Raw genomic sequence first — 26,802 nt, 5'->3', positions numbered from 1 at the left:
CCATCTCGCCGGGACGTGGCACCGGGCCACGGGAATCAGCAGCTGAACGCGCTGATCGAGCTGAACGGGGCGTCGACGACGATCTCCTCGTCGAGCTCCTGAAGCGCCAGGATGTCGGCCATGTCAGTCACCTCCCCTCGTCATCTCGCCGGGACGTGGTACCGGGCTCGGCCGGCTCCGGCGTCCACCCGTGAACGGGGTGGGCGCCGGGGAGCAGGCACTGCCCGGGGCTCTTGGCGGCGGCCAGCGCCAGCAGGGCGCCGGCGGAGCCGGTGGCCAGGTCGGTGGAGAGCCGGATCAGCTGGTCCCCGTGCAGGACGCTGCCGTCCTGGTGGGGGGCCAGGTGCAGCTCCACCAGCCGGAGTTGGTCCTCCGCCTCGGCCTGCCAGTGCGGCAGGCGGGCGGCGACCTGGAACAGGGTGTAGGCGAGCCCGGCGCGGCCGTTGAACAGCCCGCCCTGGACGACCACCCGGACCGCGCCGGCCCGGGCCGCGGCCTCCAGCACCCGCTCGGCGCCGAGGGCTTCGGCCTGCGCGTCGGGCAGGGCCAGGACGGCGAGCGCCACTCCGGCCGAGCCCTCCGCCAGGTACGGCAGCAGCCGGCCCGAGCTGTACGTCTGCAGCATGTCGTCGACCAGCCGGCCGTGCCGCAGGTCGCAGCGGACGGCGCGTTCGGCGGCCTCCGCCCAGGCCGTGTCGCCGGTGAGGCGGGCGCAGCGGGCGAACAGCACCGCCGGCCCGGACCAGCCGCGCAGCAGCCCCGGCCGGTCCAGCAGCCCGGCCTCGCCGATCCGCCCGGCGGCCTTGGCGGCCAGGGCGAGCGCCTCGTCCGTCGCGCCGGCCTCCAGCAGCAGCTGGGCGACGCCCGTCAGGCCGCCGTACAGGCCGAGCGAGGAGGGCAACGGGCCGGCCAGCAGCCGGTCCACCACGTTCGGGGCGTCCGGGTGCCCGAGCCGGTGGAACAGCCAGCCGGCTCCGGCCAGTCCGTCGTACAGCCCGGCGGGCGTGTCCGCCGGGGCGCGCCGTACGACGGCGGCGAGCCAGTCCAGTTGCTCCTCGTCCGGTGCGGCCCCGGCCAGGTGCCGGGCGAGCAGCACTCCGGAGGAGCCGTACGCCAGCCCGAGCGCGCCGCCGGGGCGCAGCCCGGCCACGTCGCCGGGATGGAGGCGGTCCTCCCGCCCGGGCGTCGCCGCCCCGTCGATGCCGCGCAGCAGGGCCGCGGCGGTGAGCTCCGCCCGGGGCCCGGCCGCGGGCCGGGCCCCGAGGTGGGGCCGCAGCGCCGGGGAGAGGGCGAGCCGCTCCGCCATCCGTTCGGCGAAGCCGGCGGGCACCGTCGGGAAGGACTCCGCGACGAGCTCCAGCAACCCGCCGACGACGGCCGGGTTGCGCCGGGTGAGCGCGGTCAGCGAGACGAAGGCGGCGAGCTGGCAGCAGCCGAGCGCGAACAGGTCGGCCTCGCGGGCGTCGGTGATCGCCGGGTCGGTGAAGCCGGGGGCGCCGAGGGTGCGCCGGCGCGGGGTGTCGAGCGGCGTCGAGAGTTCGAAGTCGACCAGGGCGACGGTGCCGTCCGGACGGATCATGATGTTGCGGTGGTGGAGGTCCCCGAACGCCACCCCCTCCCGGTGCAGTGCCGCGACGCACTCCTCGACCAGCGCGAGCCGGGTGACCGCGAGCCCCGCGAAGTCGGCCAGTGTCCGGGCGTCCGGGCGGTGCCGGGTGAGCGGGTACTCCCGGCCCAGCCAGGCGCTGAAGGACTCGCCGGGGATGTACTCCATCACCAGGTAGTGGTGCTCCCAGCTGGTGAAGTACTCGTACAGCTCCGGCACGAACGGCAGGTGGCCGATCCGCTCCAGGACGTCCCGCTCGACCAGCAGCCGGGCCACCGCGTCCGTCTCCGAGGCGTCCAGTCCGGCGTGCGGACGGGCCTCCTTGATGACGACCTGTCGGCCGTCCTCGTCCTCGGCGAGGTAGACCCCGCCGGCGTTGGAGAAGTGCAGCGCCTTGACGACCCGGTAGCGGCCGAGGCCGGCTCCCGCGTCGGCGGCGGCCGCGGCGATCCGCTCGGCCAGGAAGTCCGGGGTGGAGGCCCACTCCGGGACGGTGAAGCGCGGGCGCCGGGCGTCCGGCACCAGCCGGCCGTCCGGGTCCTCCACCGCGGGCACCCTGGTGCCGTCCGGCAGCTCGCACCACATCAGGGCGAAGCCTCCGTAGCGCACCGACACCGGGCCCTGGTTCCACCGCAGGTCGGACAGGACGTACGGACCGGGGCGGCCGCCCAGCGCCTCGTCCAGCTCGGCGAGGACGGTCTCCAGCTCCGCGGCCGTCCGCGGGTAGACGGTGACGACCTTGCCGCTGGCGGACCGGTCGGCGTACTTGGCGTTCGTCACCGCGACCACCAGCCGGCTGCGCAGGTACTTCCAGGGCAGCCCGAGCCGGCGGCAGACCCGCCAGGCCGTCTCGATCGTCTCCTCGGCGGATTCGGGCGTGGCGCTGACGTGGACCTTCCAGCCCTGCTCCGGCAGCCGGGGGCCGCCGGGCGGTGCCAGCACCTCCCACACCCCCTGGGTGCGGCCGCGCCAGCCCTCGGGCAGCAGGCCCCCGCCCGGAGCGAACCGGGAGTCCCGGTCGTCACACCGCTCCAGGGCGTCGTACCACACCGGGTCGGCTATCGCATACGACTCGTATTTCGCGTCCACTTCGCCCTCCGCCCCCTTTCGAATATCCGCTGAACCGAATTCCGGTTTTCGCCGGAACTTTCGAAGCCTCGGTGCCCCGTTCCGACAGGAACCATCCTTCCCGGACGCCCCGTCATGTGACAACAGTGTTAAGCGGGAACTGAATCCGACGCATACCAGGCGGAATCCCGGCCTTCACTTCGGGGGCGCCGAAAGCCCGTGCGATCATGACGCCATGAAGACGCGTGTCGTGATCGCCGACGACCAGGCGAGCGTCCGCCAGGGGTTCCGGCACATCCTGGCGGCCCAGCCCGACATGGAGGTCGTGGCCGAGGCCGCGGACGGCCTGGAGGCCCTGGAGGCCGTCCGCACCCTGCGGCCGGACGTCCTGCTGGTCGACATCCGGATGCCGGAGCTGGACGGGCTGGAGGTCACCCGCCGGCTGACCGGCATCACCCCCGAGGTGAAGGTCGTGGTGGTGACCACCTTCGACCTCGACGAGTACGTGCACACCGCGCTGCGCAACGGCGCCTGCGGCTTCCTGCTCAAGCACTCGGGGCCCGCGCTGCTCGCCGAGGCGATCCGCTCGGCGGTGGTCGGCGACTCGCTGATCAGCCCGCAGATCACCACCCGCCTGCTGCACCACTTCACCGGCCCGCGCCGGGTCGACCGCTCCCCCGTCGAGCCGCTGACCGGCCGCGAGGAGGAGATCGCCGTCCTGGTCGCCGAGGGGCTGACCAACTCCGACATCGGCGCCGAGCTGTTCATCTCGCTGAGCACCGTCAAGACCCATCTGGCCAACCTCCAGCGCAAGTTGAAGGCCCGCAACCGGGTGGGCATCGCCACCTGGGCCTGGGAGTCGGGCCTGACCGAGCGCGGCTGAGCCGGCCCGCCCGCGACCGGCCGCACGGCCCGGGCTCCTCATCGCAGCGCCCGCCGACGGCCCTCGACCCACCGCGGGGCCGCGCCGCCGAGGGGCCGGCCCTCCCTGCCCGACGGGGCCTCGCCGCGCAGCAGCGCCCGCCCCAGCGGGGTGACGGTGTGCAGCACGCCGTTGCCGCAGCGCCGGGTGTCGATCAGCCCGGCCGCCCTCAGCACGGAGGTGTGCTGGCTGACCGCCGAGGCGGTCACGCCCAGCCGCCCCGCCAGCTCGCCGGTGGTACAGCCGTCCAGCACGGCGTGGAGGGCCGCGGCCCTGGTCCGGCCGACCAGGGCGGCCAGCGGCTCGTCCCCGCCCCGGCGCGCGCACCGCGCCGCGTCCGGCGCACCCGCGGGCACGGGAAGGCCGATCCGGTCTGGACGCATCGCGAAGAGCAGCGTCGGGGCCTCCTCGGGCTCCCCGCGCCGGGGCCGGAGCACCACTCCGGCGCCCTGCAGGAAGAGCGACGGCACCAGCCGCAACCCCCGCCCGTCGAGGGCGAGTTCGACGTCCCGCTCGGCGGGGATCTCCAGCACCGGGGCGGCCCAGCGGATCTGCGGGTGCAGCGTGCCGAGCAGCGCGTCCACCCCGCCGCGGCCGGCGATCTGGCGGCGGACGTCGCGCTCCGCCTCCAGCCGGGACCGGACGTCCGCCCAGCAGGGCTCCAGCGCCACCCGGTGGAACTCACGGACCGCCGCGGCCACATCGGCCCGCTGGACCACCGGCCCGGCGCCGCGGCCGGACGACACGATCCGGCCATTCGCCCACACCCGCAGTACGTCCCGGAAACCACCGTTGGCTCCCGAAAGGCGCCGCAGCCGCTCGGCCAGCACCGGCTGCCGCGCCAACTGCCCGCGGACGGCCCGCTGCCAGGGGCGGAAGAATTCCCCGCCGCTCCGCCACGCCTCCAGTGCCAGCACCGCCTCCATCTCCTGGTCGACATTTCCAGCAATTCGTACACGAGCCAGATCCTCGGCAGACATCGCAATGCGAATCACAGGCTGTTCCCCCGCTCGGGATTCTTGCGTCGGGACGGCCCAGGGGAACCCCGCGCCCTGATCGCCGCACCGACATCCTTGCCCGCCCACGAGGCACGTCGCCATCGGCCGATCGGCCCATTTGATCGTTCGGAACACCGAATCGGCCGCCGCCGGATGTGCCGAATGGCCTGGATGGACCCGTCGGCAGGCTCGAATCAGCCGTCCGGCCGGGACCGACGGAACCGCCCCGCCCGGTCAGCCCCCGAGGCCCGCCACACCCTCCGTCGGCAGCACCGCGCCGACCCGCCAGCCGCCCTCCGGCCCGGGTCCGGCCGTCAGCTCACCGCCGGCCGCCTCCACCCGTTCCCGCAGGCCCGCGAGGCCGAAGCCGCCGCCCTCCCGCTCGGCCCCGCCCAGCGCGCCGCCCGCACCGCCGCTACCGCCCGCGCCATCACCACCGCCCGCACCGCCGGAGTCCCCCGCCCCGCCCGGCACCCCGTCGTCGGTGACCGTGACGCGCAACGCCGGCCGCTCGCCGCACCGGTCCGGGCCGACCTCGATCGCCACCTCCCGGGCCTCGGGCGCGTGCCGGCGGACATTGGTCAGCGCCTCCACCACCAGCCGGTAGCCGAGCCCGCTGATCGCCGCCGGCACCGCCGCCAGTTCGGCCTCCGTGGGGGCCTCCAGCCGCACCCGCGCGGAACCGCTGCGGGTGAACCGCTCGGCCAGCGCGGGCAGTTCGCTCAGGTCGCGGCGCAGGGTGCGCGCACCGGGCCCGCCCGCCGCCGCCCGCCCCGCGCCCCGTCCGGCTCCCGGGGCCGCCCCCCGGTCCGCCGTCGCCGCCGCCCCGGACCGCCCGCGCGGCTCCGGATCGGCGTCGTCCGCCGCGAAGACCTGCACGGTCCGGTCCATGGTGACCAGCGCCTGCCGGCCGGCCGCCTCGATCCCGGCGAGCAGCTCGACCACCCGTTGGGGGTCCTGCTGGGCCAGCACCTGCGCGGCCTGGGCCAGCACCACCACCCCGGTGACGTCGTGCGCGGCGAAGTCGTGCAGGTCGCGGGCCAGGTCCAGGCGCTGCGCCCGCCGCTCGGCCACCACCGCCGCCCGGGCCCGGGTGTCCATCGAGCGCAGGTAGCAGCCGACCCCGACCACCGCGCAGGCCAGCAGCGCCGAGATCAGGCAGAGTTTGGTGGTCACCGCGGGCGGGGCCGGCGGTTCGGCCCAGACCCCGATCCGCAGCGGTATCAGCGCCACCGCCGCGACCAGCAGCGCGCCGTAGCCGAAGGCGGCCGCCGCCGGGGGCCTGCGCACCGCGGGGACGACCGGCGCGAGCAGCGCGACGGTCTCCAGCAGCCACCAGGACTCGATGCTGCCGAACACCGGCCCGCGGTAGCCGGCCGTCACCAGCAGCGACACCGCGCAGGCGGCCAGCACCGAAGGGCCCACCGCGCCGACCCGCCCCGGGGCCCAGAGCACCGGGAACAGCCCGGCCACCACCGCCACCGCGCCGGAGAGGACGATCAGCGGCCCCGGGTTCCCCAACCCCGCGACCGCGGCCGCCAGCACCCCCGCCGCCGCCGTTCCGTACCCCGCCCTGCGCACCACGGTGTGCCACGACCACGTCATGGTTCGGGATCCTACGAAGCCCGACGGCCCGCCAGGGCGGCTTCACCGAAGGCCGGTCCCGCGGGACCGGCCGACGGCTCACTCCTTCGGCGCCTCCGGCTGCTCGACGAAGTCGACCTTCTTGAACTGCCGGTTCATCGACTTGGCCAGGAACCAGGTCGCGACGCCGAGGGCCGCGAAGACGAGGAAGCCGAGCAGGCCGGGGGTGACCTTGGCGTCGTCGACGGCGAGGTCAGCGGCGATGTTGATGAGGTTCACGGAGGCGCTCATATCTCTATGGTGGCCCGGCTCACGCGGAGCCGGGCCGTCGGGGGGTGGTTCAGTCGCGCGTGTCGGCGGCCTCGGCCGCCAGGGTGGGGGTGCGCAGGCCGGTGAACAGGTCGTCCTCCGGCAGGTCCACGTCGACCAGGGTACGGGCGAGCTCGTAGTCCTCGGTGGGCCAGACCTCGCGCTGGACCTCCAGCGGGACGCGGAACCACGGGCCGTCCGGGTCGATCTGGGTCGCGTGGGCGATCAGCGCGCGGTCGCGGGTCTCGAACCAGTCGTCGCAGCGGACCCGGGTGGTGATCTCGCGCTCCTTGCGGCCGCTCTTCTCCCAGCCCGCGATCCACTCGCCGTACGGCGACTCGTGGCCGTGCTCGGTGAGGTACTCGTGCAGGGCCCGGATGCGGCCCATCGGGAAGCCGTGGTTGTAGTACAGCTTGAGCGGCTGCCAGGGCTCGCCGGCCTCCGGGTAGGCGTCCGGGTCACCCGCGGCGTCGAACGCCAGCATGGTGATCTTGTGGGTCATGATGTGGTCCGGGTGCGGGTAGCCGCCGTTCTCGTCGTAGGTCGTGATGACCTGCGGCTTGAACTCGCGGATCAGCCGGACCAGCGGCTCCGCCGCCTCCTTGACGTCCTGGAGGGCGAAGCAGCCCTCGGGCAGCGGGGGCAGCGGGTCCCCCTCGGGCAGGCCGGAGTCCACGAAGCCCAGCCAGGCCTGCCCGACGCCGAGGATCGCCCGCGCCTCGTCCATCTCCTTGCGGCGCACCTCGTGGATGTTCTCCTCGATGTACGGGTCCCCCTGGAGCTTGGGGTTGAGGACCGACCCGCGCTCGCCCCCCGTGCAGGTGGCCACCAGCACGTCCACGCCCTGCTCGACGTACATGGCCATGGTGGCCGCGCCCTTGCTGGACTCGTCGTCCGGGTGGGCGTGCACCGCCATCAGTCGCAACTGCTCAGTCAACGCCTTGCGTTCCTTCCACACTCGTCGGGCGTTCCGCGAAGTCCGGGTCTGCCCACCGTTCGAACCGCTCACTCCGGGACCGCGTCGCCGCGGGGCCGGGCCGCGGAACGTCACCGGCGCGGCCGAGCCCTGCCCCCGCCGGACCGGCCGCGGGCGTGCCCCTCCTATAGTGACGGACTGGAGGAGCGTCGCATTCCCCCGCACCACCCCGCGCCCCCAGGAGAGGACGGAGTCCGATGAGTGCAGACACCACCGCCACCGGTCTGCCCGAGGGGCGCTACGGCCGCGGCGGCGACCGCGACTCGGACCGCCGCCTCAAGGTGATCGGCGCGGTCTGCGGCGTGCTCGGCCTGGGCCTGATCGCCTGGCTGGGCGGCTCCTACCTGCTGCGCGAGTCGAAGATCAACGGCTCGGTGCCGACCTTCCAGGTGCTCTCCGACTCCGAGGTCCAGCTGCACCTCACCGTGCGCAAGGGCGACGGGCAGGCCGGTACCTGCACGGTCCGCTCGCAGTCCGACGACCACGCGGTGGTCGGGGTCGCCGACTTCCCGGTCCCGGCGGCCGGCTCCAGCTACGACGCGGTGGTCACCCTGCGCACCACCGCGCGCGGCACCACCGCGGAGCTGCTGGGCTGCACCCCGGCCAAGTAGCGCGCCCGGGCAACGCGCGCCCCGGGCGGCGCACCCGCCCCCGGTAGCGCGCATATTCGATCCGGGGAGCGGGCATCCGTAGAGGGTCCCGCACACCACTGCCGTACACCAGGGCGTAACGCCGCCGTCAATGGCGCGCAAACGCCCCTCCCGCTTGTCAGCAGGACTTGTTAGTCTCGTGGTTTCGCCCCTTCCGCACCGGATGGTACGGGAGCGGGCGTTGCTTTGTAGTTGAGACCGATATCACCACCGACCCCTGCTGACGACTCACACCCTCAGCACAGCCCCCAGCACCTACGAGGAGCACCCGTGACCCAGACCAGCGAGAACGTGACCTGGCTCACTCAGGCCGGCTACGACCAGCTCAAGGCCGAGCTGGAACACCTGACCGGGCCCTGGCGCATCGAGATCGCCCAGAAGATCGAGGCGGCGCGCGAGGAGGGCGACCTCAAGGAGAACGCCGGTTACCACGCGGCGAAGGAGGAGCAGGGGAAGTACGAGCTGCGCATCCGTCAGCTGACCCAGCTGCTGGAGCGGGCCAAGGTCGGCGAGGCGCCGGCCGACTCGGGCGTGGTGGCCCCGGGCATGGTCGTCACGGTCGCCTTCGACGGCGACGCGGACGACCTCATGGAGTTCCTGCTGGCCTCCCGCGAGGTCGCGGGCGCCGACGACCTGGACGTCTACTCCCCGCAGTCCCCGCTGGGCCGGGCCATCGACGGCAAGCGGATCGGCGACGAGGCCACCTACGAGCTGCCGAACGGCAAGCCGGCCATGGTGAAGATCGTCAAGGTCGTGCCGCACGCCGGCTGATCCGGCCGCACGACAGGGGGCGGCCGCGGAAGTCAGGGACTTCCGCGGCCGCCCTCCGGTGTTCCGGGCGGCGCCCGGTCAGGCGGTCGAGGAGCGGTACTTGCGCACCGACAGCCAGGAGAACACCGCGGTGATCACGATCGACCACAGCACCGACACCAGCGCCGCGTGCTGCATCGGCCAGGCGCTGTCCACCGGCCCGACCTGGTTGCCGAACAGCACCCGGCAGGCCTGCACGGTGGCGCTGAACGGGTTCCAGTACGCGACCGGCTGGAGCCACTCCGGCATCGAGGTGACCGGCACGAAGGCGTTGGACACGAAGGTCAGCGGGAACAGCCAGATCAGCCCGGCCGAGGTGGCCGCCTCGGGGCTGCGCACCGACAGGCCGATCAGCGCGCCGATCCAGGAGAAGGCGTAGCCGAGCAGGAGCAGCAGTCCGAACGCGGCGAGCGCGTTGAGCAGGCCGTCGTGGATCCGCCACCCGACCAGCAGCGCGACCATCGCCAGCACGACCAGGATGAACGCGGTCTGGCACAGGTCCGCGAGGGTGCGGCCGACCAGCACCGCAGAACGGGCCATCGGCAGCGAGCGGAACCGGTCCACCAGCCCCTTGCTCATGTCCTCCGCGATGCCCGCCGAGGCACCGGCGACGGCGAAGGTGACGGTCTGGGCGAAGATGCCGGCCATCAGGAACTGGATGTACGTGTCCGAGCCGGAGTTCGTGCCGGGGATCCTGATCGCCCCGCCCATCACGTACGAGAACAGCAGCACGAACATGACCGGCTGCATCAGCCCGAAGACCACGATCTCCGGAATGCGGGTCATCCGGCGCAGGTTGCGCTTGGCGACCACCCAGGAGTCGTGCAGGGCGGCGGCGGCCCCCCGGCGCTGCCTGGGCATCGCCGGGCCGATGGCGTGCTCGGTGGCGCTGCTCATCTCAGCTCTCCTTCCCGGCCGCGACGGCCTGCTTGTCCGACCCCGGGCCGCCCTTGCCCCGGCCGCGCGCCTTGCGGCCGGCACCGTTCTCCTCCTCGGGGCGCTCCTCGGCGACGTGGCCGGTGAGGGTGAGGAAGACGTCGTCCAGGGTCGGGCGGCGCAGGCCGATGTCGTCCATCTCGATCCCGCGGGAGTCCAGTTCGCGGATCACGTCGGCGAGCACCCGGGCCCCGCCGGTGACCGGCGCGGTGATCCGGCGGGTGTTCCGCTCCACCGTCGGCTCGTTCAGCGCGTAGCCGGACAGCGCGGCGACCGCGTCGGCGACCCGGCCGGGCTCGTGCACCACGACCTCGATCCGCTCGCCGCCGATCTGCGCCTTGAGCTGGTCGGCGGTGCCGCGGGCGATCACCCGGCCCTGGTCGACCACCGCGATGTCGTGGGCGAGCCGGTCGGCCTCCTCCAGGTACTGGGTGGTGAGCAGCAGTGTGGTGCCCTGCTCGACCAGCGTCTCGATGACCTCCCAGAGCGCGAGCCGGTTGCGCGGGTCGAGGCCGGTGGTCGGCTCGTCCAGGAACATCACCGGCGGCCGGACGACCAGCGCGGCGGCGAGGTCCAGGCGCCGGCGCATGCCGCCGGAGTAGGTCTTGGCGGTGCGGTCCTTGGCCGCGGTGAGGTTGAACCACTCCAGCAGCTCCAGCGCCCGGGCCTTCGCGGCACGGTTGCTCATCTGGTAGAGCTCACCGACCATGGTGAGGTTCTCGAAGCCGGTCAGGTACTCGTCGACCGCCGCGTACTGGCCGGACAGGCCGATCAGGCTGCGGACCCGGTTGGGGTGCTTGAGCACGTCGACCCCGGCGACCACCGCGCGGCCGGAGTCGGGGCGGAGCAGGGTGGTGAGGACCCGCACGGTGGTGGTCTTCCCGGCGCCGTTCGGGCCGAGCAGCCCGAGCACCGTGCCCTCGGGGACGTCGAGGCTGACGCCGTCCAGGGCTCGTACGTCGCCGAAGGTCTTCACCAGGTTCTCGGCTTGGATGGCTGGCGCCATGGCCTTGCCTCATCTCCTCGAACATATGGGGCGATCTGTCCCACTTTGCCCTGATATTGGGCGCACGGGCGACCCGATTCTCGGCCCGCGGGGCCAGAACGCGATGTATCGCGAGTCTCCCAGTACGCGATATATCGCGTCAAGGGAGGGGGCTCAGCGGGAGACCACGTACCCCGCGTCCCGCAACTCCCCGACCACCAGCGCGCAGTGCTCCGGTCCCTTGGTCTCCAGGTGCAGGTCCACCTCGACCTCGGTCAGCCCCAGCCGCGGGTCGATCCGCACGTGCGCCACGTCCAGCACGTTGGCGTCCACCCTGGTCAGCACCGACAGCAGGTCCGCCAGCGCGCCCGGCCGGTCCGCCAGTCGCACCCGCAGCGACAGGTAGCGCCCGGCCGCCGCCAGCCCGTGCCGCAGCACCCGCTGCATCAGCTGGGGGTCGATGTTGCCACCGGACAGCACCGCCACCACCGGGCCCTCGAAGGAGTCCGGCTGCTCCAGCAGCGCAGCGATCGGCGCCGCCCCGGCCGGCTCCACCACCAGCTTCAGCCGCTCCAGCCCGAGCAGCAGCGCCCGCGACAGCGCGTCCTCGGAGACCGTACGGATGCCGTCCGCCAGCGTGTTGACCACCTCGAACGGGATGTCACCGGGGCGCCCGACCATGATCCCGTCCGCCATGGTGGCGAAGTGCTCCAGCGACACCGGCCGCCCGGCCGCCAGCGAGGGCGGGTACGCGGCCGCACCGGCCGCCTGCACCCCGACCACCCGCACGTCCGGCCGCAGCGGCTTGACCGCCGCCGCGATCCCGGCCAGCAGCCCGCCGCCGCCCACCCCGACCAGGACGGTCCGCACCTCCGGGCACTGCTCCAGGATCTCCAGGCCGACGGTCGCCTGCCCGGTGACCACGTCCCAGTGGTCGAAGGGGTGGATGAACACCGCGCCGGTCGCCTCCGCGTACCGCTGCGCGGCCTGCAGTGCCTCGTCCACGGTGGCGCCGTGCAGCCGCACCTCGGCGCCGTACTCGCGGGTCGCCGCGACCTTCGGCAGCGGCGCGGCCACCGGCATGAACACCGTGGAGCGCACGCCCAGCAGCGCGGCCGCCAGCGCCACCCCCTGGGCGTGGTTCCCGGCGCTCGCCGCCACCACCCCGCCGGCCCGCTGCACCGGCGAGAGTCCCGCGATCCGCACGTACGCCCCGCGCAGTTTGAAGGACCCGGTGCGCTGGAGGTTCTCGCACTTCAGGTGGACCGGCGCGCCGATCAGCCCGGAGAGGTACCGACTGCCCTCCATCGGGGTCACCCGCGCGACCCCGGCGAGCATCTTCTGGGCACCGCGGACGTCGTCGAGGGTGATCGGCCAGGTGTGCATGGCGCCAGACTACGGGTGGGGGCGGCGGCAATCCGGGATGTCGGGCCTGTTCCCGGGCCCGCCCGGCCCGCGTACTCTGCTGCTTCTGAGCCTCCCTCACCGCACGACGATCGTGAGCCGCGATGACGACGACCTCGCCCCAGGCCACCGACCGCATCGACCCCGTGCACGCCCGACTCCAGTACCAGCTCGCGGTGTTCGCGCGCCGGATGGAGCAGGTCCGGACCTCCGGCGGCGGGGTCGGGGCGCTGGACCGGGCCGCCTATCTGCTGCTCGACCGGCTGGAGCGGCACGGGCCGGCCAACGTCAAGGCCCTGGCCGAGGCCCTGGGCGTGGACTCCTCCACGGTGACCCGCCAGGTCGCCCCGCTGGTCGCGGCCGGGCTGGTCGGCCGGGTGCAGGACCCGGCCGACCGCCGTGCCGTACGGCTCGCGCTGACCTCGCACGGCGTCGGCCGGCTCACCGAAGTCCGGGACGGCCGGGCCGAGTTGACCCGCCGCCTGGTGGCCGACTGGCCACCGGAGGAGCAGCACGCGTTCTGCGCCCTGCTGGCCCGCTTCAACCTCGCGATGGAGACGTACACGGCGGACCAGCAGGGGCAGTGAGCGGCGACGAGGGGCCGCGGGGCCCCTACCGCCTCAGCCCAGCGCCTGCTTGAGGTCGGCCAGCAGGTCGTCGATCGACTCGATGCCGACCGAGACGCGCACCAGGTCGGACGGCACCTCCAGTGCCGAGCCCGCCACCGAGGCGTGGGTCATCCGGCCGGGGTGCTCGATCAGCGACTCGACGCCGCCGAGCGACTCGCCGAGGGTGAACAGCTGCGCGCGGTTGCAGACCTCGACGGCCGCCTCCTCGCCGCCGGCGACCCGGAACGAGACCATGCCGCCGAAGGCCTTCATCTGCTTGGCCGCGATGTCGTGGCCGGGGTGCTCGGGCAGGCCCGGGTAGAGCACCTGGCTGACCTTCGGGTGGCTCGCCAGCAGCTCGGCGACCTTCTCCGCGTTGGCACTGTGCCGGTCCATCCGGACGCCCAGCGTCTTGATGCCGCGCAGCACCAGCCAGGCGTCGAACGGGCCGGAGACGGCGCCCATCGCGTTCTGGTGGTACGCCACCTCCTCGCCGAGGCCCGCGTCGGCCAGCACCAGCGCACCGCCGACCACGTCCGAGTGGCCGCCCATGTACTTGGTGGTGGAGTGCACCACGGCGTCCGCGCCGAGCGCGATCGGCTGCTGGAGGTACGGGCTGGCGAAGGTGTTGTCGACCACCAGCAGCGCACCGGCGCCGTGGGCGACCTCGGCGAGCGCGGCCAGGTCGGTGATGCCCAGCAGCGGGTTGGACGGGGTCTCCACCCACACCGCGCGAGTGTTGGGGCGGATCGCCTCGCGGACGGTGGCCAGGTCCTGGGTGTTGGCCACGGAGAACTCGACGCCCCAGCGGGTCAGCACCTTGGCGAACAGCCGGAAGGTGCCGCCGTAGGCGTCGTTGGGGATCACGATGTGGTCGCCCGGCTTGAGGATGCTGCGCAGCAGGGTGTCCTCGGCGGCCAGGCCGGAGGCGAAGGCGAGGCCGCGGGCGCCGCCCTCCAGCGCCGCGAGGCACTCCTCCAGCGCGGTACGGGTCGGGTTGGCGCTGCGGCTGTACTCGTAGCCGCCCCGCAGGCCGCCCACCCCGTCCTGCTTGTAGGTGGACACCTGGTAGATCGGCGTGACGACGGCCCCGGTCTGGGGGTCTGCCTCCTGACCCGCGTGGATGGCGAGGGTCTCGAAGCCCTGAGGAAGCTGGTGCTCGGTCATGGGTCCGAGCCTAGTGTGCGAATGCCGTCGAGCCCGCACGAACCGACGATCGGGACGAACCCGCAGGTGGGAGCGGGGGTACGGCGGGCCGCAAGCGCGGCGCGCGGGCCCCTTCGGCCACCGCGACCCCATCGGTCGAACACGCGTTCAGCGCCGGGCCCGACCGCCCGCCGCCGACGGCCGCGACGACCCCTCCCGGAATCCGGGGGCGGCCGTTCGCGTTGCACACCGTGCCAGGATCCCCGACCCGCTGGAGCAGGCCGTGCTGTTCAACCGCCACAAGACCTCGCTCGTCCCCGCCGACCAGGCGCTGCCCGGCCGGCCGACCCCGGCCTTCACCCTGACCGAGCCGCACACCGTGCTCGGGCACCCGCTGTCCGGCCCGTACCCGGACGGCCTGGAGGTGGCCGACTTCGGGCTCGGCTGCTTCTGGGGCGCCGAACGCGTCTTCTGGCAGCTCCCCGGCGTCTGGACGACGCTGGTCGGCTACCAGGGCGGCCACACCCCCAACCCGACGTACGAGGAGGTGTGCAGCGGGCTGACCGGGCACACCGAGGCGGTCCGGGTGGTGTACGACCCCGCGGTGATCACCTACGAGCGCCTGCTGAAGACCTTCTGGGAGGCGCACGACCCGACCCAGGGCAACCGCCAGGGCAACGACGTGGGCACCCAGTACCGCTCCGCCGTCTACACCCACTCCCCGGCCCAGGCCGAGGCCGCGGCGGCCACCCGGGACGCGTTCCAGCCCGCGCTGACCGCGCTCGGTTACGGCCCGATCACCACCGAGATCGCCCCGGCGGGCCCGTTCCACCCCGCCGAGCCGTACCACCAGCAGTACCTGTCGGAGGCCAAGAACCCCAGCGGCTACTGCGGTCTCGGCGGCACCGGGGCCTCCTGCCCGATCGGCGTGGCCCGCACCCGGGGCTGACCTCCCGGGCGCCGGGAAGGCCCGGGGGCGGGCTCGGAGCGGCCCGGGGCGGGCCCGGGCGCGGCCACTCAACGTGAGCGATCCCCGATCGGGGCGCAGACTGGAAGGGCCAGCAGGGCCGGCCCGGCCACCCGCTGGTGGCCGGGCCGTCCTCGTGCGAGAGGAGTGCGCCATGTCCGGTCTCTACCAGCGGAACTTCGACGATCCCGAGGAAGTCCGTCCCTTCGAGGAGGGCACGGGGGAGCTGCGGCTGGTCCACCTGGACGGCGGCCCGGTGGGCCGGGCCGTGTTCGAACCGGGTTGGCAGTGGTCCAAGCACGTGAAGCCGATCGCCGGGACCGACAGCTGCCAGGCCTCCCACGCCGGGTACGTGGTCTCCGGCCGGATGAAGATCGTCATGGACGACGGCCGGGGATTCGAGGTCGGCCCCGGCGACTTCATGCTCTGTCCGCCCGGGCACGACGCCTGGACGGTGGGCCCGGAGGCCTGCGTGATCGTCGACTGGCAGGGCTTCGCGGACTACGCGAAGCGGTGAACGGAACGCCTCAGAGCATGGCGGGCGGCTTCTCCGAGGCCCCGTCCGCCGCCTGGCCGGGGCTTCCCGCCAGGAGCTTCCCGGCGGCGTCGTAGGCCCCGACGGCCGGGACGGCCTGCATCCTCCCCGTCCGGAGGTCTGCCCGCGGCAGGTCGCCGTAGTAGGAGATCCAGCCCTGCATGCCCGGGGTGGTGAGCAGGGTGGCGACGGTGGGCCTGCCGCCCACGAAGAGGACGATCCGGGCCGGGGTCGGCCCCCGGTAGTAGCTGTGCACGACGAGGCGGTCGGCCGTCTCGTTGTAGGCCAGGGTGATGCCGGGCCGGTCGAACGGCATGCCGGGGGCGGAGAGGACGTCGGTGCACGCCGTGCGCCCGTAGGTGCCGGTCGCCGGTTCGACGGTGTCCTGGCAGTCCTGGGTCGGGGTCACCGACAGCCGGATCCCGGGGACCACCTCGACCTTCTCCTTCGCCGCGACCCGCTTCACCGGCGACAACGGCAGCCCGGTCGGCGTCAGTGCGGTGGGCACCGGGACCGCGGGCGCCCCCGCGACCGTCGCCGCCGAGGGCGCCATCGCCGCCCCGGCCTCGCCCGCGATCCGCCCGGCGTGCCGGGCGTTCCCGGCCGTCACCGCCGTCACCCCGCAGACCACGGCCACCGCGACCACGGCGGCCCCGGTCCCGGCCCTGCGCCTGGCCCGGCGGCGTCGGGCGCCCGCGATGATCACCACCGGGTCCGGCCCGACCGCGTAGGGGTCCTCGTCCTTGAGCAGTTCGCCGATCCGGCGCTCGAAGCTCATACCGTCACCTCGATGTGCGTCGTGGGACCCACCGCCACGCCGGAGCGGTCGGCGAGTTCGGGCAGTGCGCGCAGCTTCGACATCGCCCGGTGCAGCGTGCTCTTCACCGTGCCCGGGGCGATGCCCAGTTCGGCCGCGATGGCGGCCTCGGTGAGGTCTCCGTAGTACCGCAGCACGACGACCGTCCGCTCCCGGCGGGTGAGCGTGCCCAGCGCCTGGCGCAGCACGGCCCGTTCGGCCTGCCGTTCGGCGAGGTCGTCGGCGAGCGGCCGGTCGGGGACGCGTTCGATGGGCAGCTCGTGGTTGCGCAGCCGGCGCCACCAGTCGCGGTGCTGGTTCACCACGATCCTGCGGACGTACGCGGTGGGGTCGTCGCCGGTGATCCGGTGCCAGTGCAGGTAGGCGCGTTCCAGCGCCGACTGCACGATGTCCTTGGCCCGGTCCGGGTCTCCGGTCAGCAGCTCGGCCAGCCGCAGCAGTTGGCGGCCGCTCCCGGCGACGAACGCGCTGAACTCGTCGTCCTGTCGCTGCCTCTGCTCGCGTTTCACACCCGTCCTACTCCTCGGGCGGACCGCGAGGTTCGGTCCGCCCGGGAAGTTTTTCCGGCCGGGGTGCGGTGCCGGGTCAGACGGCGGTGCCGGGTCAGACGGCGGTGCCGGGTCAGACGGCGCTGCCGGCCTTCCAGGCGGCCCAGCCCATGTTCCAGCCGTTCAGGCCGTTGTCCGGGGCGACCGTCTTGTCGCCGGAGTTCACGACCTCGACCACGTCGCCGACCATCGAGGACTTGTAGAACTTGAAGCCGTCCGTACCGGTGTCCTGGGCGCCCTGGGCGTCCCGCAGGCCGATGCAGCCGTGGCTGGTGTTCTGGCCGCCGAAGATCGACGGCGAGGACCAGTAGTTGCCGTGGATGAAGGTGCCCGAGGTGCTGAGGCGCTGGGCGTGCGGCACGTCCGCGATGTCGTACTCGCTGCCCAGGTTGACCGTCTGCGAGTTCATCCGGGTCTGGGTGTACTGCTCGGAGATCACCATCTTGCCGCCCCAGGTGGTGTGCTCGGGCGAGCCGCCGGAGATCTTGTAGACCGCGCTGACCTGGCCGTCGGTGGTGACGGTGAGCTTCTTGGTGGCGAGGTCGGCGACGCTGGTCTGGGCGCGGCCGATGGTGAAGCTCACGTCCTTGGACTGGGTGCCGTAGACGCCCTTGGCGCCCTCGACGTCCTTGAGCCGGAGCTTGAGGGTGACCTTGGTGCCCTTGGCCCAGTACTCCTGCGGCCGGAAGTCGAGGCGGGTGCTGGAGAACCAGTGGCCGACGATCTCGACGCCCGGCTCGGCTATCACCGTGATCGCCTGCTGGACGGCCTTGCGGTCGGTGACCGGCTTGCTGAAGTTGATCGAGACCGGCATGCCGACGCCGACGGTGGAGCCGTCCTCGGGGGTGAAGTAGCCCACGAAGGTGTTGGCCGGGGTCGCCGTGGTGAAGACGGCGTTGGAGTCCGCCTCCAGCTTGTCCTTGTCGAGGGCGGTGGCGGCGACGGTGTACTTGGTGCCGCTGGCGGGGGCGGCGGCCGAGGTCCAGCCGGTGCCGTCGGCGGAGAGCTGGCCGGCCAGCTCCTTGCCGGTGCTGTCGGTCACCTTGACGCTGCTCAGGGTGCCGTTGGCGACGGTGACCTTGACCGGCTCGCTGAAGCTCGCGGAGGCGGCGCCGTCGGCCGGGGCGACGGTGATGACCGCGGCCGAGGTCTTCGGGGCGCTGCTCGCACCGCCACCGGCCGGGGTGCCGTTCGCTCCGCCGGAGCCGCTGCCGCCGCCGTTGCCGTTGGCGCCACCGCCGTTACCGCTGCCGCCGCTGTTGTCGTTGCAGGCCGCCAGCAGCAGGACGGGCGCGCCGATCAGTCCCGCGAGGACCCCGCGTCGGCTCCAGTTGCTTCCGGCCACCCGCCCCTGACCGTCCCGTGCCGTCACGTCGCGTCTCCCTGCTGATCATCCCGGGCATTACGGATACAGAAACGCAATACGCCCGTTCACGGTTCCATCACCGAAGGGTAAGCGATCGTATGAGATGACCCAACTTCCCGACGAACAGGGACGAAACGCCCGGCCCGCGGAGCGGACCGGGCGTTCACGGGCGGTGACGGCGAGCACCGTCACCCGGTGGTTCCGTCCTACTCGGCGGACCCCTCCACCTGGTACTCGTCCCACTCCTCGTCGTCCGGGTCGAACTCGGTCTGCGCCGACTCCCAGGTCGCCGAGGCGAGCTCCACGCCGGGCACGTCGCCGAGCAGCGCGACGGGGTCGATGAAGTGGGCGAGCGAACCCGACGGGTCCACCTCGATGGCCTCGACGGACTGGGCGCGCTCCTCGTCGTCGAGGTACTCGTCCGCGGTGACCGCCTCCAGGGCGGCGGCCTTCAGCGCGCCCTCGTCGGTGATCTCCGCGATGAGCTCGATCTTCACCCGGACGTAGCGCGGGGCATCCTGGTCGGTCGTTTCAGTGCTGGTCATGCGTGCGAGCGTACGGGACGGCCGCGCCCGGCGCGGAGCACGGGCGGCCGCCCGGAGCACACCCCGCGCGCCCGGCGCGAACAGCGCGAACGGAAGGGGCCGGCCCCTCGGAGAAGGACCGGCCCCACCGTTGCCCCGCCTGGGCTCCCCCACCCGGGAGCCACGGGGACACGCGCCGTGCGGCGCGGTGCTGCCGCGGGAGCCGCCGCACCCTGTCAGCCGGCCGGAGCCGGGCAGGGGCGGGACGACGGCGCCTCCCGCGGCGGAGGACACAGCGGCCGGGTCAGGGCCACCCGATGTGTCCGGAGCCGACCGCGGTCGCCGGGGAGCCGCTCCCGGACGGTTGCCGTCGCCTCACTCGGCGTCCTGCCGTTGACCACCACGATGCCCGAGCCGTGTTAACCACGTGCTGCGGACAGGTGACGCCGGTGTACCACTTCCGCCGTGGACGAATCCTCCGCGCCCGTCCGCGGCAACGGGAGCGCGACGACAGGGCGGTGACGGGGCGCCGGTGACGCCGGGTCAGTGCTGGCTGCGACCGGTCAGGAAGCCCAGCAGGTCCTGGCGGGTGACGATGCCCTGCGGCTTGCCCTCGACCAGCACGACGGCCGCGTCGGCCTTCTCCAGCACGGTCATCAGGTTGGTGACGGTCTCGCCCGAGCCGACCACCGGCAGCGGCTTGGACATCACCTTGTCCAGCGTGTCGGTGAGCTCGATGTCCTTGGCGAAGATGCCCTCCAGCAGCAGCTTCTCCACCACCGAGCCGATCACCTCGCCGGCCATGATGTCCGGGTGGCCGGCCCCCGGGGAGACCACCGGCATCTGCGAGACGCCGTACTCGCGCAGCACCCGGACCGCCTCGGCGACCGTCTCGTTGGGGTGCATGTGGACGAACTGCGGGACGCCGCCCTGCGCGATGGACTCCTTGCGGGCCAGCACCTCGCCGATGTGCGCCTCGTCGGTGGACGAGGGCAGGAAGCCGTAGTCGGCCATCCAGTCGTCGTTGAAGATCTTCGACAGGTAGCCGCGGCCGCCGTCCGGCAGCAGCACCACCACGACGTCGTCCGGCCCGAGCCCGCGGGCCACCTCCAGCGCGGCCACCACGGCCATGCCGCAGGAGCCGCCGACCAGCAGGCCCTCCTCCTTGGCCAGGCGGCGGGTCATCTGGAACGAGTCCTTGTCGGAGACGGCGACGATCCCGTCCGCGACGCCGCGGTCGTAGGCGGTCGGCCAGAAGTCCTCACCGACGCCCTCGACCAGGTACGGCCGGCCGGTGCCGCCCGAGTAGACCGAGCCCTCCGGGTCGGCGCCGATCACCTGGACCTTGCCGCCCGAGACCTCCTTCAGGTAGTTGCCGGTGCCGGAGATGGTGCCGCCGGTGCCGACGCCCGCCACGAAGTGGGTGATCTTCCCCTCGGTCTGCTCCCACAGCTCCGGGCCGGTGGAGTGGTAGTGCGAGGCCGGGTTGTCCGGGTTGGAGTACTGGTCCGGCTTCCAGGCGTTCGGGGTCTCCCGGACCAGGCGGTCGGAGACGTTGTAGTACGAGTCCGGGTGCTCCGGGGCGACGGCGGTCGGACAGACGACCACCTCGGCGCCGTACGCGCGCAGGGTGTTGATCTTGTCGGTGGACACCTTGTCGGGACAGACGAAGATGCACTTGTAGCCCTTCTGCTGGGCCACGATCGCCAGGCCGACACCGGTGTTGCCGGAGGTCGGCTCGACGATGGTGCCACCCGGCTTGAGGGCGCCCGAGGCCTCGGCGGCCTCGATCATGCGCATCGCGATGCGGTCCTTGACCGAGCCGCCGGGGTTGAAGTACTCGACCTTCGCCAGCACTGTCGCGCTGATGCCCTCGGTGACCTTGTTCAGCTTGACCAGCGGCGTGTTGCCGACCAGGTCGATGATCGAGTTGTGGTACCGCACGGGGATCCTCCCGGAGTGTGGGCGTGCGACTGCTTATCGGTACTGCAAAGCGTAGGGCGTGGCACCCGCCCCGCGGTTCCCCTCCATCCCACCGCCCCCAATGGCCCACCCCCACCGACGCCCCCGGTACTCCCGGCCCCCGCGCGGGTAAGAGCGCTGTGCAGGCATTGCCGTGGCCCGGAGGGGCCGGCAGGAGCACGGGAAGGGGGCACCGGGATGCCAGGGGCGCAGCACTCGCGGGCCCGGGTGGCCCGCCGGATCGCCACCGCGGCGGCGTACGGCGGCGGCGGGCTCGGCCTGCTCGGGGTGGGCCTGGTCGGCCTGCTGCTGACCGAGAGCAAACTCGCGATCCAGGCCATCGGCGTCCTGGAGACCCACCCGCCCAGGGCCGACGGCGTCTACGGCGAGGCCTTCGCCGACCGCTCCGCCGCCCCGCAGGCCCCGCTGGTGCTGGCCGTCCTCGGCGACTCCACCGGCGCCGGCCTCGGCGTGGCCCGCTCCGGCGAGACGCCGGGCGCGCTGCTGGCCGCGGGCCTCGCCTCGGTGGCCGAGCGCCCGGTCCGGCTGGTCAACGTGGCCCGCTCCGGCGGCCGCTCCGCCGACCTCTCCGGCCAGCTGGAGCAGGCGCTGCCGCACCGCCCGGACGTCGCCGTGATCATGATCGGCGCCAACGACGTGACCCGGCACAGCCCGGCCCAACTGGCCGTCCGCCAGCTCGGCGAGGCCGTCGCCGCCCTGCGCGCCAACGGCTGCGAGGTGGTCGTGGGCACCTGCCCGGACCTCGGCACGATCAAGCCGGTGCGGCCGCCGCTGCGCTGGGTGGCCCGCCGGCTGAGCCGGCAGCTGGCCGCCGCGCAGACCATCGCGGTGGTGGAGGCGGGCGGCCGGACGGTCTCGCTGGGTTCGCTGCTGGGCCCGGAGTTCGCCTCGCGCCCCGAGATGTTCGCCGCCGACCGCTACCACCCGTCCGCCCAGGGCTACGCGACCGCCGCGATGGCCGTGCTGCCCTCGGTCTGCGCCGTGCTGGGGCTCTGGCCCCAGGAGGACCGCCCGGCCACGGCCGTCCGGGGCGCCGCGGTGCTGCCGGTCGCGGTCGCGGCCGCCGCGGCGGCCGGGCGGGAGGGCACCGAGGTGGCGGCCGTGGCGGCGGAGGGCGCGGGCCGCCGCTGGGCCCAGCTGAGGCACCGGCTGCGGATCGGCCCGACCGGCCCGGAGAGCGGGAAGGACGCCGGTCCGCGCGCCGGCGGAGCCCCTGGGAATACGTCGGCCAGCTCACACGCTGGTGCGGGTGACGACTGACCTACCAGGCGGTAACTTTCCTCCCGGACGCCAGGTCCGCCGTCACCCAGCGAGGAGCCCGCCATGCCCGAAGCCGTCATCGTCAGCGCTGCCCGTTCGCCGATCGGCCGGGCCTTCAAGGGCTCGCTCAAGGACGTCCGCCCGGACGACCTGACCGCCCACGTCATCCAGGCCGCCCTGGCCAAGGTGCCCCAGCTCGACCCCCGCCAGATCGACGACCTGATGCTGGGCTGCGGCCTGCCCGGCGGCGAGCAGGGCCACAACCTGGCCCGCATCGTGGCCGTCCAGATGGGCATGGACTACCTGCCCGGCGCGACCATCACCCGCTACTGCTCCTCCTCGCTGCAGACCACGCGGATGGCGCTGCACGCGATCAGGGCGGGCGAGGGCGACGTGTTCGTCTCGGCCGGCGTGGAGACCGTCTCCCGCAGCGTGAACGGCACCTCGGACGGCATGCCGGGCACCATGAACCCGGTCTTCGACGAGGCCCAGGCCCGCACCAAGAAGCGCGCGGAGGAGGGCGGCGGCGCGTGGCACGACCCGCGCGAGGACGGCCTGCTGCCGGACGCCTACATCGCGATGGGCCAGACCGCCGAGAACCTGGCCGCGCTCAAGGGCATCACCCGCGCCGAGCAGGACGAGTTCGGCGTCCGCTCGCAGAACCTCGCCGAGGCCGCCATCGCGTCCGGCTTCTGGGAGCGCGAGATCACCCCGGTGACGCTCCCGGACGGCACCGTGGTCAGCAAGGACGACGGCCCGCGCGCCGGCGTCACCCTGGAGGGCGTGTCCGGCCTGAAGCCGGTGTTCCGCCCGGACGGCACCGTGACGGCCGGTAACTGCTGCCCGCTGAACGACGGCGCGGCCGCGCTGGTCATCATGTCCGACACCAAGGCCCGCGAGCTCGGCATCACCCCGCTCGCCCGGGTGGTCTCCACCGGCGTCAGCGCGCTCTCCCCCGAGATCATGGGCTACGGCCCGGTCGAGGCCTCCCGGCAGGCGCTCAAGCGGGCCGGCCTGACCATCGACGACATCGACCTGGTCGAGATCAACGAGGCCTTCGCGGCCCAGGTGATCCCCTCCTACCGTGACCTCGGCGTCGACCTGGACAAGCTGAACGTCAACGGCGGCGCGATCGCGATCGGCCACCCCTTCGGCATGACCGGCGCCCGGATCACCACCACCCTGATCAACTCCCTGCAGTGGCACGACAAGCAGTTCGGCCTGGAGACCATGTGCGTCGGCGGCGGCCAGGGCATGGCGATGGTCGTCGAGCGCCTGAGCTGACCCTCGGGACACCCTCCGAAGGGTCTGGACCACCCATTTGGAGTGACGCAGCGTAATTGAGGGCCGAATCACACCGCGAGGTCGATCCGGCCCTCTTTTCGTTCGTTTTCGACCCGGAAATCGACACTGCGGAGCGGATCAACTCCACTGCGTAGAACGGTGTTACCTAACAATTTGGGGACAAGAGCGAAAGTCCTGGACGAATTGGACATTCGCCACTGCGGTAACAGCCCCGCATGCGGCAATGTGGACACGTAACCCCGTTCCGCTCCTCGCTAGGAGTACGTTCCGTGAGCGCCGTCTACACCATCCTGCTGCTGATCCTGATCGCCGTGTCGACCGCCGCGCTGCTCCACCTCCGCGGACTCTCCCGCCGACTGGACGCGCAGGCCGCGGCCCCGGCCGAGCCCGCCCCGGTGGACGAGGCCGCGATACGCCGGGCCGTCGCCGAGGCGCTCGCCGCCGACCGCGAGCGGGAGATCACCGAGGCCCGGGCGTTCTGGGCCGAGCAGGAGGCCCGCGCGGCCGAGGACGCCCCGCTGTTCGACTCCCCGTTCTCCGGTGCGTTCTCCGGCACCGACGAGTGGCCGCTGTTCTTCCCCCGCCCCACCGGCCCGCAGGACGCCGTCGACAACGCCGGGACGATGGACCCGGAGTTCGGCGAGGCGCTGCGCTCCGCGCTGGAGGACCTGATCAACGAGGGCGGCACCGCCCCGGCCGAGCCCGGCACCGAGGGCGGCGTCCCGCTGCGCCCCGGCCACCCGGCCGGCGAGACCAAGGACGCCCGGGCCCGCCGCGAGGCCGACCTGCTGGCCACCGGCCTGGAGGCCGGGCTGCTGGACGCCGATCAGGCCGTCGAGGAGGCCCCGGTCGCCGCGCCCGACCCGCGCCGCCACCCCTCGCACCCCGACTTCGTACCCAGCCAGGCGCCGTCCCGGGAGTGGACCGACACCCGGCTGGCCACCCTCGCCGAGGAGGCCGTCGCCCTGATCGACGTCCGCCCCGGCCCGCTGGGCACCCTGGACGTGTACGCCTTCGCCGACGGCACCACCCTCTGCGTGGCCCCGGGCGACCGGGAGGCCGCCTACCGGCTGATCGACGCGGTCCGTGCCGGTGAGCACGTCCGACTGCTCGGCGGCTCGCGCTTCTCCGGCTCGTACTCGCTGACCTTCTCCACCGACGAGGAGGCCGTCTACGTGCTCGCCGACCGGGTGGTCGCCAGCATCTGACACCGGCTCACCGGATCGCGGGATCACCAGCGCGCGGCGCACCGAAGGCCGGCCGGGTCACGGGGTTACCGACCCGGCCGGCCTTCGGCGTGTGCGCGTCCCGGGGCCTCAGCCGCAGAGCACCGCCGTCTCCCGCACCGCGGCCACCGCCCCGGCCAGCACCTCGGCCGCCGCCACCGGCCCGTCCGGCAGCGCCACCTCCGCGCCCTCCGGCAGCGCCGCGAGCGCGGCCGCCAGGTCGTGGGCGGCGACGGCCAGCTGGTCCCCCGCCGCGAAGGCCCCGGCGTCCGGGAACTCCCGCCGCGGGCCGCCCTCCGCCGCCGCCGTCAGCGCGACCAGCCGCCGGGCCAGCTCCAGCGCGGCCGCCGCCCGCGACCCGTACCCGGGCACGGCGCCCAGCAGCTTGCTCTGCGGCAGCGAGCGGAAACGATCCGCCAGGGATTCGGCGGCTTCGACCAGGGGATCCACGTCCAGGGGCGCTACGTCATGCATGGCAGCGAGCCTAGGCGAAAAGCCGCCGGGCCCCGGAGCGAGTCGCTCCGGGGCCCGGCGGCAGTGGTTCACGAAGGAAGGGACCGTCAGTCGTCGCCGCGCAGGATCGCGATCAGCCGCAGCATCTCCATGTAGATCCAGACCAGCGACAGGGTCAGCCCGAAGGCGGCCCGCCAGGACTCCCGCTGCGGGGCGCCCTGGGCGATGGCCTCCTCGATCGACGCGAAGTCCAGCGACAGGAAGAAGGCGCCCAGGCCGATGCCGATCAGGCCGACCACGATGCCCAGCGGGCCGGAGCGCAGGCCCATGTCGGCGCCGAAGGCCATCGCGACCATGTTGACCAGCATCAGCAGCACGAAGCCCAGCGCGATCGCGATGCCGATCCGCTGGTAGCGGGCGGTGACCCGGATCTTTCCGCTCTTGTAGGCGAACAGCATCGCCGCGAAGACCGCCGCCGTACCCAGGACCGCCTGGATCACGATGCCGTTCAGCCAGGTGTTGAAGGCGTGCGAGACGGCGCCCATCGCGAAGCCCTGGAGGGCCGCGTAGGTGAGGATCAGCGGCGGGCTGACGCTGCGCTTGAAGGAGACCACCAGGCCGACGACCATGGCCACCAGGCTGGCGGCGATCGCGAAGCCGAAGTTCTCGAACGGCAGCGCGAACCAGGCCACCGCGCCGGCGACGACCAGCGTCAGCAGCGTCATGGCGGTGCGGGCGACCACGTCGTCCAGCGTCATCCGCCCGGTGGCCGCCGGGCCGGCCGACGGCCCGTTGTACAGCTCGTAGAGCTGCTCGTCGGTCATGGGGGCCTGGCCCTGCGGCTGCTGGGCGTAGGGCGTACCCGCGTAGGGGTTCTGACCGTGCGCGTTCTGGCCGTACGGGCTCCCGGCCTGCGCGGTGGTACCGAACCCCGCGTAGCCGGAGTCGCGGGTGAAGGACCCCTCCCGCGAGAAGACCGGGTTGCTGCTTCTCATTGCTCATTCCCTCCGTGGCGGCACTGCACCGCCCGTGTACAAGGGTAATGGCTTGGCAAAAATTCCGGGATACGCCGCGAGGAGGATCCGGTGAACAACGACCGGCGGGGACGCCGTCGGCGCCCCCGCGGTTGTCAGTGCCCGGAGCCGGACTCGAACCGGCACGGCCTCGCGGCCAAGCAGTTTTAAGCTGCCCGTGTCTGCGTTCCACCATCCGGGCTCTTGCGAAACCACCCTGAGCCTAGTCGCCCGGCTCACTCTTTCGCATGTTCCCTGCCCCGGAAGTTGTCATGTTTCCTTGCCATCTGACGAACTGTCCGGGATTCGGCCACGAAGGATATCCGTTCCGGCCATCCCGCCGCCTCAGGGTTCACGTCATACCGCAGGAGGAGGGTCCAGCCCTCCCGTACGCCCAGCGGTGGTAGGGCCAACCGTCCGGCGGAGCGACGCAAGACCATGATCACGTCGCGGAGCATGGAGGTACAAGTCCACGAGCACAAGGAGCCCCCCGTGACCACGCCGACCGCAACCGCCGTCCGCACCGGCCTGGCGGCCGCCCGAGCCACCGGCCTGAACAAGGTCTACGGGGAGGGGGAGACCCGCGTCGTCGCCCTCGACAACGTCACCGTGACCTTCCCCCAGGGCGAGTTCACCGCCATCATGGGCCCGTCCGGCTCCGGCAAGTCCACCCTCATGCACTGCATGGCCGGCCTGGACACCGTCTCCTCCGGCTCCTCCACCATCGGCGACACCGAGCTCGTCGGCCTCAAGGACAAGCAGCTCACCCAGCTGCGCCGCGACCACATCGGCTTCATCTTCCA

Annotated in this window: 27 protein-coding genes and 1 tRNA gene; 10 read left to right on the top strand and 18 right to left on the bottom strand. The window is 73.2% G+C overall.

The window, feature by feature from the left end; all coding sequences use genetic code 11:
- Nucleotides 1–35: 35 nt before the first annotated feature.
- Together ACGFSC_RS27705 and lanKC are read right to left on the bottom strand one after the other, a co-directional pair.
- On the bottom strand, nt 36–122 hold the full coding sequence (locus tag ACGFSC_RS27705; protein ID WP_359899585.1) for a class III lanthipeptide: 87 nt from the start codon (nt 120–122) through the stop codon (nt 36–38).
- 5 nt (nt 123–127) lie between these two features.
- Complete coding sequence (gene lanKC / locus ACGFSC_RS27700) at nt 128–2,695, bottom strand: class III lanthionine synthetase LanKC (RefSeq protein WP_359899468.1); 2,568 nt, start codon at nt 2,693–2,695, stop codon at nt 128–130.
- A 214-nt stretch (nt 2,696–2,909) separates the two neighbouring features.
- Here lanKC and ACGFSC_RS27695 point away from each other — a divergent pair, with 214 nt between their 5' ends.
- On the top strand, nt 2,910–3,557 hold the full coding sequence (locus tag ACGFSC_RS27695) for a response regulator transcription factor (protein ID WP_359899467.1): 648 nt from the start codon (nt 2,910–2,912) through the stop codon (nt 3,555–3,557).
- Between the two features lie 38 nt (nt 3,558–3,595).
- On the opposite strand, the gene ACGFSC_RS27690 is transcribed toward ACGFSC_RS27695, so the two are convergent.
- From ACGFSC_RS27690 to mca, 4 genes are all read right to left on the bottom strand, one after another.
- Nucleotides 3,596–4,513, bottom strand: a complete 918-nt coding sequence (locus ACGFSC_RS27690) for a winged helix-turn-helix domain-containing protein (RefSeq protein ID WP_359899465.1) — start codon at nt 4,511–4,513, stop codon at nt 3,596–3,598.
- Between the two features lie 315 nt (nt 4,514–4,828).
- Nucleotides 4,829–6,199: a histidine kinase gene (locus ACGFSC_RS27685; protein ID WP_359899463.1), complete on the bottom strand. Its 1,371-nt coding sequence runs from the start codon at nt 6,197–6,199 to the stop codon at nt 4,829–4,831.
- 78 nt (nt 6,200–6,277) lie between these two features.
- Nucleotides 6,278–6,469, bottom strand: a complete 192-nt coding sequence (locus ACGFSC_RS27680) for a hypothetical protein (protein WP_359899461.1) — start codon at nt 6,467–6,469, stop codon at nt 6,278–6,280.
- A gap of 49 nt (nt 6,470–6,518) precedes the next feature.
- Nucleotides 6,519–7,424 (bottom strand): mycothiol conjugate amidase Mca, encoded by a 906-nt coding sequence (gene mca, locus ACGFSC_RS27675; RefSeq protein WP_359899460.1) that lies wholly within the window; start codon nt 7,422–7,424, stop codon nt 6,519–6,521.
- 236 nt (nt 7,425–7,660) lie between these two features.
- On the opposite strand from mca, the gene ACGFSC_RS27670 reads away from it, so the two are divergent.
- Together ACGFSC_RS27670 and greA are read left to right on the top strand one after the other, a co-directional pair.
- Nucleotides 7,661–8,074, top strand: coding sequence for a DUF4307 domain-containing protein (locus ACGFSC_RS27670; RefSeq protein WP_359899458.1), 414 nt, complete (start codon nt 7,661–7,663; stop codon nt 8,072–8,074).
- A gap of 309 nt (nt 8,075–8,383) precedes the next feature.
- Nucleotides 8,384–8,884, top strand: a complete 501-nt coding sequence (greA, locus tag ACGFSC_RS27665) for a transcription elongation factor GreA (RefSeq protein ID WP_359899456.1) — start codon at nt 8,384–8,386, stop codon at nt 8,882–8,884.
- Nucleotides 8,885–8,962: 78 nt separating this feature from the next.
- Here the strand turns inward: greA and ACGFSC_RS27660 are convergent, their stop codons facing one another.
- The 3 genes from ACGFSC_RS27660 to ilvA all read right to left on the bottom strand — a co-directional run bounded on the left by ACGFSC_RS27660 (nt 8,963) and on the right by ilvA (nt 12,230).
- Nucleotides 8,963–9,820, bottom strand: a complete 858-nt coding sequence (locus ACGFSC_RS27660; protein ID WP_359914012.1) for an ABC transporter permease — start codon at nt 9,818–9,820, stop codon at nt 8,963–8,965.
- A 1-nt stretch (nt 9,821) separates the two neighbouring features.
- Nucleotides 9,822–10,865, bottom strand: a complete 1,044-nt coding sequence (locus ACGFSC_RS27655; protein ID WP_359914015.1) for an ATP-binding cassette domain-containing protein — start codon at nt 10,863–10,865, stop codon at nt 9,822–9,824.
- 153 nt (nt 10,866–11,018) lie between these two features.
- The gene (gene ilvA / locus ACGFSC_RS27650) at nt 11,019–12,230 is read right to left on the bottom strand and encodes a threonine ammonia-lyase (RefSeq protein ID WP_359914017.1); all 1,212 of its coding nucleotides are present in this window, start codon (nt 12,228–12,230) and stop codon (nt 11,019–11,021) included.
- 122 nt (nt 12,231–12,352) lie between these two features.
- On the opposite strand from ilvA, the gene ACGFSC_RS27645 reads away from it, so the two are divergent.
- On the top strand, nt 12,353–12,835 hold the full coding sequence (locus ACGFSC_RS27645) for a MarR family transcriptional regulator (protein ID WP_359914020.1): 483 nt from the start codon (nt 12,353–12,355) through the stop codon (nt 12,833–12,835).
- Nucleotides 12,836–12,868: 33 nt separating this feature from the next.
- Here the strand turns inward: ACGFSC_RS27645 and ACGFSC_RS27640 are convergent, their stop codons facing one another.
- Nucleotides 12,869–14,023, bottom strand: a complete 1,155-nt coding sequence (locus ACGFSC_RS27640) for a cystathionine gamma-synthase (protein WP_359914023.1) — start codon at nt 14,021–14,023, stop codon at nt 12,869–12,871.
- Nucleotides 14,024–14,285: 262 nt separating this feature from the next.
- On the opposite strand from ACGFSC_RS27640, the gene msrA reads away from it, so the two are divergent.
- A complete protein-coding gene (gene msrA, locus ACGFSC_RS27635) occupies nt 14,286–14,951 on the top strand; it encodes a peptide-methionine (S)-S-oxide reductase MsrA (protein WP_359914026.1) in 666 nt (221 codons plus the stop codon).
- Between the two features lie 172 nt (nt 14,952–15,123).
- Nucleotides 15,124–15,486: a cupin domain-containing protein gene (locus tag ACGFSC_RS27630; protein WP_359914029.1), complete on the top strand. Its 363-nt coding sequence runs from the start codon at nt 15,124–15,126 to the stop codon at nt 15,484–15,486.
- Between the two features lie 10 nt (nt 15,487–15,496).
- On the opposite strand, the gene ACGFSC_RS27625 is transcribed toward ACGFSC_RS27630, so the two are convergent.
- From ACGFSC_RS27625 to ACGFSC_RS27605, 5 genes are all read right to left on the bottom strand, one after another.
- Complete coding sequence (locus tag ACGFSC_RS27625) at nt 15,497–16,282, bottom strand: hypothetical protein (protein WP_359914032.1); 786 nt, start codon at nt 16,280–16,282, stop codon at nt 15,497–15,499.
- A complete protein-coding gene (locus tag ACGFSC_RS27620) occupies nt 16,279–16,830 on the bottom strand; it encodes a SigE family RNA polymerase sigma factor (protein WP_359914035.1) in 552 nt (183 codons plus the stop codon). Before ACGFSC_RS27620 ends, ACGFSC_RS27625 begins: the two co-directional genes overlap by 4 nt.
- A gap of 112 nt (nt 16,831–16,942) precedes the next feature.
- Nucleotides 16,943–18,241: an Ig-like domain-containing protein gene (locus ACGFSC_RS27615; protein ID WP_359914038.1), complete on the bottom strand. Its 1,299-nt coding sequence runs from the start codon at nt 18,239–18,241 to the stop codon at nt 16,943–16,945.
- A gap of 200 nt (nt 18,242–18,441) precedes the next feature.
- The gene (locus tag ACGFSC_RS27610) at nt 18,442–18,780 is read right to left on the bottom strand and encodes a hypothetical protein (RefSeq protein WP_359914041.1); all 339 of its coding nucleotides are present in this window, start codon (nt 18,778–18,780) and stop codon (nt 18,442–18,444) included.
- Between the two features lie 522 nt (nt 18,781–19,302).
- Nucleotides 19,303–20,703, bottom strand: a complete 1,401-nt coding sequence (locus ACGFSC_RS27605) for a cystathionine beta-synthase (protein WP_359914044.1) — start codon at nt 20,701–20,703, stop codon at nt 19,303–19,305.
- A 216-nt stretch (nt 20,704–20,919) separates the two neighbouring features.
- On the opposite strand from ACGFSC_RS27605, the gene ACGFSC_RS27600 reads away from it, so the two are divergent.
- The 3 genes from ACGFSC_RS27600 to ACGFSC_RS27590 all read left to right on the top strand — a co-directional run bounded on the left by ACGFSC_RS27600 (nt 20,920) and on the right by ACGFSC_RS27590 (nt 24,515).
- Nucleotides 20,920–22,002, top strand: coding sequence for an SGNH/GDSL hydrolase family protein (locus ACGFSC_RS27600; RefSeq protein ID WP_359914047.1), 1,083 nt, complete (start codon nt 20,920–20,922; stop codon nt 22,000–22,002).
- Between the two features lie 63 nt (nt 22,003–22,065).
- On the top strand, nt 22,066–23,286 hold the full coding sequence (locus ACGFSC_RS27595) for an acetyl-CoA C-acetyltransferase (protein ID WP_359914050.1): 1,221 nt from the start codon (nt 22,066–22,068) through the stop codon (nt 23,284–23,286).
- Nucleotides 23,287–23,576: 290 nt separating this feature from the next.
- Nucleotides 23,577–24,515, top strand: a complete 939-nt coding sequence (locus tag ACGFSC_RS27590) for a hypothetical protein (protein WP_359914053.1) — start codon at nt 23,577–23,579, stop codon at nt 24,513–24,515.
- Between the two features lie 108 nt (nt 24,516–24,623).
- On the opposite strand, the gene ACGFSC_RS27585 is transcribed toward ACGFSC_RS27590, so the two are convergent.
- From ACGFSC_RS27585 to ACGFSC_RS27575, 3 genes are all read right to left on the bottom strand, one after another.
- Nucleotides 24,624–25,007, bottom strand: coding sequence for a hypothetical protein (locus ACGFSC_RS27585; protein WP_359914056.1), 384 nt, complete (start codon nt 25,005–25,007; stop codon nt 24,624–24,626).
- A gap of 86 nt (nt 25,008–25,093) precedes the next feature.
- The gene (locus ACGFSC_RS27580; RefSeq protein WP_359914059.1) at nt 25,094–25,981 is read right to left on the bottom strand and encodes a Bax inhibitor-1/YccA family protein; all 888 of its coding nucleotides are present in this window, start codon (nt 25,979–25,981) and stop codon (nt 25,094–25,096) included.
- A 138-nt stretch (nt 25,982–26,119) separates the two neighbouring features.
- Nucleotides 26,120–26,201 (bottom strand) — tRNA-Leu (locus ACGFSC_RS27575).
- Between the two features lie 254 nt (nt 26,202–26,455).
- Here ACGFSC_RS27575 and ACGFSC_RS27570 point away from each other — a divergent pair.
- A partial coding sequence (locus tag ACGFSC_RS27570) for an ATP-binding cassette domain-containing protein (protein ID WP_359914062.1) occupies nt 26,456–26,802 on the top strand: 347 nt, incomplete at its 3' end.

This window comes from Kitasatospora sp. NPDC048715, assembly GCF_043198905.1.
In the GTDB taxonomy this organism is placed as follows: domain Bacteria; phylum Actinomycetota; class Actinomycetes; order Streptomycetales; family Streptomycetaceae; genus Kitasatospora; species Kitasatospora lactacystinica.
Note: the sequence above shows the minus strand (reverse complement) of the source record. Positions and strands in the feature narration are given on the sequence as shown.